Source organism: Salinicola sp. (assembly GCF_982684285.1).
Map to the genome: position 1 here is coordinate 1 of NZ_CEXLVS010000227.1, position 6,719 is coordinate 6,719.

Below are 6,719 nucleotides of genomic sequence, written 5' to 3' on the forward strand. Positions count from 1 at the left end.
CGAAGCAGGCGATCGTCCGGATCCTCGATCGACGTCGTGTCGAGTTTGGCATCTCGGTCCCCGAGAGCCTGATCGGCTACGCGCCGTACGTCGAGGAAGTGGTCATTTCCTTCGATGCCTATCCGGGCCGCGAGTTCACAGCCCGCGTGAAGGAGATCGGCGAGGAGGCGACGCAGGCCACCCGCACCTACCCGGTCAAGCTTGTCATGGACGAGCCCGAGGATGTCGAGATCCTCGCGGGCATGGCCGGCGACGCCAGGATCAACGCCTGATACGGCGAATCGATCGGCAGGTCGTCGTCGCGCTCGTCCCAGACGGTCGTCAGCGTCCGTTGCATCCGGTCGAAGGCGCGGCGCAGGATCTCGAGGTCCGTCACGCCTTTGTGGTAGCGGTAGGTATCGGGAAAGAACTGCCCCTCGGGGAAGGTCTTCTCGTGTCCCAGCGCGGCCATGACTTCCTCGTCGCTCATCTCCGCCGTCCGGTGATCGAGCTTGGGCGCCTTGTCCAGCAGGGCGCGCATCTGCCGAAACGTCCACCCCTCGGGAATCGTGAGCCGATAGGTGACGACCTGATCGCTGGAGAGATGCGCGATCAGCTGACGGCCGCTCATGCCCGGGTCGAGCTCGAACTCCCCCGCGCGCAAGCCCTGGGTCGCCTTGGGCGCAACGCGGGCCAGTAGCTGGTAGGGCCAGGCCGCGTCGATCACACCCCGTTTCACGAGATCGTCGATGACTCGGGTGAACGCGGCGCCCCGCGGCACCTCGTAGACGGTCTGCTCCTCGAGCGCTATCGGCCCATCGAGCTGTTTCTGCCAATAGTGGAATCCGCCGAAGACCACGATCGTGGCGATCAGCAGTATCCCGATCAAAACCTTGAGGACACGCATGTCTATCCTTAATAGCCGGAAGCCCCGCGAACGCGGCTTCCAGGCATGGTACGGGCGTCAGTCGCCGAAGTTCAGCGGATATCCCAACTGTCGATGGGCCGCTGGCCGGAAGGCATCGCTCGCCTCGAGCGACCACCGCTTGAGACAGTTGCCGGCACTGTCATCCAGCCGCCGGACGGGCCAAACGCCCTGGACGCTGTTGATCAGCCAGACCGCATCGGCTTCCAGCAGCGTCTCGAGGCCCGCGCGCAGCCAATGGAGCTCGAGAGTGTCGTCCAACGCGCTCAGCAGCGTCCCTCTGACGCCGCAACGATCGAGCAACGGTGTCTCGAGGCGCCCCTGTCGACGCCAGACCAGATTCATCGCGGTGGCCTCGACCAGACTGCCTTCCGAATCGAGCAGCAGCCCCTCGGCAGTGGCGTCGTCCCCCCACTCCTGCCGCGCAACGACGTTTTCCAGTCGTGCCAGATGCTTGATACCGGCCAGACGCGGCTGCAGACCCAACCGAAGCTGGCAGCAGCGAACGTCCACGCCCCCGAACCAGCGTTCGGCGGAGGGCTGGAAGGCGGAGACCGTCCACCGCCATCGCGGCTCGGCCGGCGCCGGTGGACGATAGCCCCGGCCACCGCTGCCCCGCGTGACGATCAGCTTCAGCACCTTGAGGCCGGGCCCGCACTGCGCTGGCAGGGCGTCGAACGCTGCGAGGTCCAGCCGGGGAAACGCCAGCCGCTCGATGCCCGACTGCAGCCGCGCCATATGGTATTTCCACAGCAGCGGGCTGCCATCGCGAACCAGGATGGTCTCGAACAGCCCGTCGCCGTAGGCGAAGCCACGGTCGTCGATCGGAAGCGCCGTATCGCGCATGGCCTAGACCTGGGTGAAGATCAGCGAGCCGTTGGTGCCGCCGAAGCCGAACGAGTTCGACAGCGTCGTCCGGATCGGCATTTCCCGAGCATGGTTGGGCACATAGTCGAGCGTGCAACCCTCGTCGGGATTGTCGAGGTTGATCGTCGGCGGAGCGACCTGATCGCGAATGGCCAGCACGCAGAAAATCGCCTCGACGGCCCCGGCCGCGCCCAGCAGATGGCCCACCATGGACTTGGTCGAACTGACCGCGACCTGGCGCGCGGCATCACCCATCACCCGCTCCACCGCCCGGCTCTCCGCCACGTCGCCGGCCGACGTGGAGGTGCCGTGGGCATTGATGTAATGAATGTCGGCGGGGTCGATCCCGGCGTCCCGGATGGCGTTGGCCATTGAGGCCGCCGCACCGCTGCCATCCTCGGGGGGCGAGGTCATGTGGAACGCATCGTCGCTAATGCCGAAACCGGTCAGCTCCGCATAGATGGTGGCGCCCCGGCGCTTGGCGTGCTCGTACTCTTCCAGCACCATGACGCCGGCACCGTCCGAGAGCACGAAGCCATCGCGGTCACGATCCCAGGGGCGACTGGCCGCCTGCGGATCGTCATTGCGGGTGGATAGTGCCCTGGCCGCGGAAAATCCGCCCAGCCCCAGTGGCGTGGTCGCCATCTCGGCGCCACCGCAGAACATCACGTCGGCATCCCCGTAGGCAATGGTTCGCGCGCTGTAGCCGATATTGTGCGTACCGGTCGTGCAGGCGGTGGTGATCGCGATATTGGGACCCTTGAAGCCGTGCTGGATCGCCAGGCTGCCGGAGATCATGTTGATGATCGACCCCGGAACGAAGAACGGCGATATGCGACGCGGCCCACCCTTGTGGAGCGAATCGTGGTTGCGCTCGATCATGGGCAGGCCGCCGATGCCCGAACCGATGGCGACACCGATCCGGTGCGCGTTCTCTTCGGTGCATTCGATACCGGAGTTGCGCATCGCCTGCGTCGCCGCCGCGACACCATACTGGATGAACAGATCCATCTTGCGAGCATCCTTGGGATTGAGATACTCGCCGATATCGAAATCCTTGACCGCACCACCGAACCGGGTATTGAAGCCGGTCGTGTCGAAATGCTCGATCGGCGCGATGCCACTCTTCCCTGAGAGGAGGCTCTTCCAGCTCTCCTCGACCGTGTTACCGACTGGCGTTACCAGCCCCATCCCGGTCACCACCACTCTTCTGCGCGGCATCGAATCTCCTCCGAACTTCCTGATGGCCCTGAAGGCACACTCCGTGAAGGCCTTATTGCCCCACGCGACCGAGGACTTCGCCTGGGCCCGACTGGCGCGAATTATACCTGAACAACCCTGGAGATGGGTGTCGCGAACGGTGACTTTGCCCTACCTGTCGTCACCCTGTCCACGTCATGGGCTTGCAGCACCGCTGTCGCCGCGGTGTACGCACTCTACCCGGCCCTCTCCAGAAAGCGGTTTCAAAACGGAAAGCGGGTTTCAAAACGCAGAAAGCCGCTCTCCATGAGAGCGGCTTCCCGAACATCGGCACATCCGACCCGTTGGGATTCTCCGCATCAGCGGAGAATACCGGGTTTACTGATGAGCGACGATGTAGTCGATCGCTTCCTGAACGGTCGTGATCTTTTCAGCTTCTTCGTCGGGAATTTCGGTGTCGAATTCCTCTTCGAGCGCCATCACCAGTTCGACGGTATCCAGCGAATCCGCGCCGAGGTCTTCGGTGAAGGATGAGGTGTTCTGGATGTCCTCTTCCTTGACGTTCAGGCGTTCGGCAACAACCTTCTTCACGCGCTCTTCGATGGTGCTCATTATGTCGTTACTCCTAGTGGTACGAATCCGCCAGCTAAAAAGCTGCGGGTAGTTTATAGACCGCCCCCAGACGACGCAACCCGCGTCGCGGGAGGATTACCGCATGTTCATGCCGCCATTAACCTGCAGCGTTTCACCGGTAATATAACCGGCTGCATCGCTTGCGAGAAACCCGATGGCGGCGGCGATTTCTTCCGGCTGCCCCAGGCGGGCCAGCGGAATCTGCCCCAGCAGCGCCTCCCGCTGAGCTTCCGGCAGGGATTGTGTCATGTCGGTGTCGATGAAGCCGGGCGCCACGGCGTTGACCGTGATCGCACGCGATGCGACCTCTCTCGCCAACGCCCGGGTGAAGCCCTCCATGCCGGCCTTGGCCGCAGCATAGTTGGCCTGCCCCAGGTTGCCCATCATCGCCACGACGGAGCTGACGTTGACGATGCGACCGAAACGCGCCCGCGTCATCCCCCGAAGACTGGCCTTGGAGACACGATAGACCGACTTGAGATTGGTATCGAGTACCGCATCCCACTCGTCTTCCTTCATTCGCATCAACAGGTTGTCACGCGTGATACCGGCGTTGTTGACCAGGATGGGCGGCGCCTCGAAGGTCTCGACAATGCGCTTGAAAAGCGCATCGACACTGGCCTGGTCGGTGACGTCCAGCGCCAATCCCAACCCTTCGATGCCCTGGGCCTTGAGATCGTCGTCGATCCTGGCAGCGCCGGCTTCGCTGGTGGCGGTGGCAACGACGATACGCCCCTGCCGGCCCAGTTCATGCGCCACGGCACGCCCAATCCCACGACTCGCGCCGGTGACCAGCGCAACTCTACGTTCGGTCATGTCATTCATCCTTAAGGCTCTTGTACGTCCAGCGTTTCACGCGCCAGTTCGAGCGCAGCCGTCAGCGTATCGGGATCATTGACCGCCAGCCCCTTGGCCTGCCGCTGGATGCGCTTGGTCAAGCCAGTCAAGACCTTGCCCGGACCACATTCGATGAAGACGGCAGCGCCGTCATCGAACATGGCGTTAACGCACTCCGTCCAGCGCACCGGACGGTAGAGCTGTTCGACCAGCCGGTGGCGAAGTTCGTCCGTCGTCTCGGGCACCCGGGCATTGACGTTCTGATAGACAGCATAACGCGGCAGCTTGAACTCCATCGCCCCCATCGCCTGCTCGACCTCCTCGGCCGCAGGCTGCATCAAGGCACAATGGGAGGGCACCGAGACGGGCAGAGGCAGCGCACGCTTTGCCCCGGCTTCCTGGCACAGGGCGATGGCCCGATCGACGGCGTCGCGATGGCCCGCGATGACGACCTGCCCCGGCGAATTGTAGTTGACGGCAGAGACCACCTCCGACTGGGCCGCCTCGCGGCAGGCCGTTTCGACCGCTGCATCATCCAGCCCCAGGACCGCGGCCATCGCGCCCACGCCCGCGGGCACCGCTTGCTGCATCGCCTCGCCACGCAGCCGCACCAGCCGGACACCCTCGGCGAAGCCCAGCGCACCGGAACAGACCATGGCGCTGTATTCCCCCAGGCTGTGGCCCGCCATCATGCAGGGCCGCGGCCCCTCCAGCTCCTGCCACACGCGCCAGATCGCCACGCTTGCCGTCAGCAGCGCGGGCTGGGTGCAGGCGGTGGCGTTGAGCTTCTCCTCGGGACCTTCCTGGACGACATGCCACAGGTCGTAGCCAAGCGCTTCCGAAGCCTCGTCGAATGTCGTGCGAACTACGCTGCAACGTTCGGCCAGTTCACGCAGCATGCCGATCTGCTGTGAACCCTGCCCCGGAAAGACCAAAGCCAGTGATTGCGTCATCGCGCTCACCCTTGAAATGATGGACCGTCGGATCCCGTCGTGTCGCAAGACCCGCTATCCACTCGATCGTCGGTAACGATCGACGAGATAACAGGCGTCGCCGCGTTCTGAGACCATGCCGCGCGAAGGTGGTCCGGCAATCCGACCTCGACTTCACGCACTGCCCGGTCGATGGCGAAAGCAAAAGCCTGGGCACTGGCATTGCCGTGACTTTTCACCACGATGCGGTTGAGGCCGAGCAGGCTGGCACCGTTGTGACGCACCGGATCCAGCTGCGCCTTGAACCGCATCAGCGCGGGTCGCGCCAGCAGGCTCACCAGGCGTGTCGACCAGTGCGATTCGAAGGTCTCCTGGAGTCGCTTCATCAACATCTGGGCCACGCCCTCGCTCGCCTTGAGCACGGCATTGCCCACGAAGCCGTCGCAGACCACCACGTCGGCCGAGCCGGAAAAGATCGCGTCGCCCTCGAGGTAGCCGATATAGTCGAAGTCGCTACCGCCACGGCTCTTCAGGAGCGCGTCCGCCTCCCGCACGCGGGCCACGCCTTTGCTCGCCTCGATACCGACATTCAACAACGCCACCCTGGGTACCGCCACGCCATCGACGACCCGCGCCATCAATGCTCCCATATGGGCGAAGTCGACGAGATGTCTGGCATGCACATCGACGCTGGCACCCAGGTCCAGCAGATAGCATCGCCCCCCCTTGCGGGTCGGCACCGCCGTACTGATCGCCGGCCGCGAAATGCCGGGGACGCTCCCCAGCTCGCGCCGCGCCAGCGCTACCAGCGCCCCCGTGTTGCCGCAGGTGATGCCGGCATCGGCCTCGCCATCTCGCACCGCCGCCAGCATGCCGTACAAGCTGGTCGCCGATGGATCCTCGAAGGCCTCCATCGGCGGCGTGGACTGAAGCACGACCCGTGGCGCATCCACCAGCTCGATGCGCTCGAGAAGCGGCGCCTCCGCCTCCCCGCCGGTCAACTCCGAGACCAGGGAGCGAAGCTCCGCCTTGGGACCAAATACCGAAGGCTCGAGTTCCGGATGGCGTTTCAACGCCAGTAGCAGACCACCAATAGTCGCGCGGGGACCGAAGTCCCCGCCCATGGCATCGATGGCGATGCGCATTGCTCTACCAAACGCCCGACGTCTGTTTAAACGTCGACGACCTTGCGGCCACGATAGTAGCCATCTGGGGCCACGTGGTGACGGCGATGGGTAGTGCCGGTTTCCTGATCCTGGGACAGCGCCGGGGATGTCAGGGCATCGTGTGCGCGACGCATGCCGCGCTTGGAACGGGTCTTACGATTTTGTTGAACGGCCATGATA

9 protein-coding genes are annotated in these 6,719 nt (G+C 64.2%); 1 reads left to right on the top strand and 8 read right to left on the bottom strand.

All coding sequences use genetic code 11. The annotated features are described in order from the left end of the window. On the top strand, positions 1-272 hold a 272-nt coding region (locus AC3AYF_RS16580), incomplete at its 5' end, for a hypothetical protein (protein ID WP_487780029.1). Here the strand turns inward: AC3AYF_RS16580 and AC3AYF_RS16585 are convergent. The 8 genes from AC3AYF_RS16585 to rpmF form a co-directional block, all read right to left on the bottom strand. Continuing rightward, positions 188-886, bottom strand: coding sequence for an endolytic transglycosylase MltG (locus AC3AYF_RS16585; RefSeq protein WP_487780030.1), 699 nt, complete (start codon positions 884-886; stop codon positions 188-190). The genes AC3AYF_RS16580 and AC3AYF_RS16585 overlap by 85 nt on opposite strands. A 57-nt stretch (positions 887-943) precedes the next feature. After that, a complete protein-coding gene (gene pabC, locus AC3AYF_RS16590; protein WP_295040370.1) occupies positions 944-1,750 on the bottom strand; it encodes an aminodeoxychorismate lyase in 807 nt (268 codons plus the stop codon). A gap of 3 nt (positions 1,751-1,753) precedes the next feature. Next, entirely contained in the window at positions 1,754-2,992 is a 1,239-nt protein-coding gene (gene fabF, locus AC3AYF_RS16595) for a beta-ketoacyl-ACP synthase II (RefSeq protein WP_487780031.1), read from the bottom strand. Positions 2,993-3,349: 357 nt separating this feature from the next. Continuing rightward, the gene (gene acpP / locus AC3AYF_RS16600; RefSeq protein ID WP_110600108.1) at positions 3,350-3,583 is read right to left on the bottom strand and encodes an acyl carrier protein; all 234 of its coding nucleotides are present in this window, start codon (positions 3,581-3,583) and stop codon (positions 3,350-3,352) included. A 96-nt stretch (positions 3,584-3,679) separates the two neighbouring features. Further along, positions 3,680-4,420, bottom strand: coding sequence for a 3-oxoacyl-ACP reductase FabG (fabG, locus tag AC3AYF_RS16605; protein ID WP_487780032.1), 741 nt, complete (start codon positions 4,418-4,420; stop codon positions 3,680-3,682). An 11-nt stretch (positions 4,421-4,431) separates the two neighbouring features. Further along, complete coding sequence (gene fabD, locus AC3AYF_RS16610) at positions 4,432-5,394, bottom strand: ACP S-malonyltransferase (protein WP_487780033.1); 963 nt, start codon at positions 5,392-5,394, stop codon at positions 4,432-4,434. Positions 5,395-5,399: 5 nt separating this feature from the next. Then, positions 5,400-6,518 (bottom strand): phosphate acyltransferase PlsX, encoded by a 1,119-nt coding sequence (gene plsX, locus AC3AYF_RS16615; protein WP_295040379.1) that lies wholly within the window; start codon positions 6,516-6,518, stop codon positions 5,400-5,402. Between the two features lie 26 nt (positions 6,519-6,544). Then, positions 6,545-6,715 carry a 50S ribosomal protein L32 gene (gene rpmF, locus AC3AYF_RS16620; RefSeq protein ID WP_087719813.1) on the bottom strand — a complete coding sequence of 57 codons (171 nt, stop codon included), beginning with the start codon at positions 6,713-6,715 and terminating at the stop codon, positions 6,545-6,547. Positions 6,716-6,719: the final 4 nt, after the last annotated feature.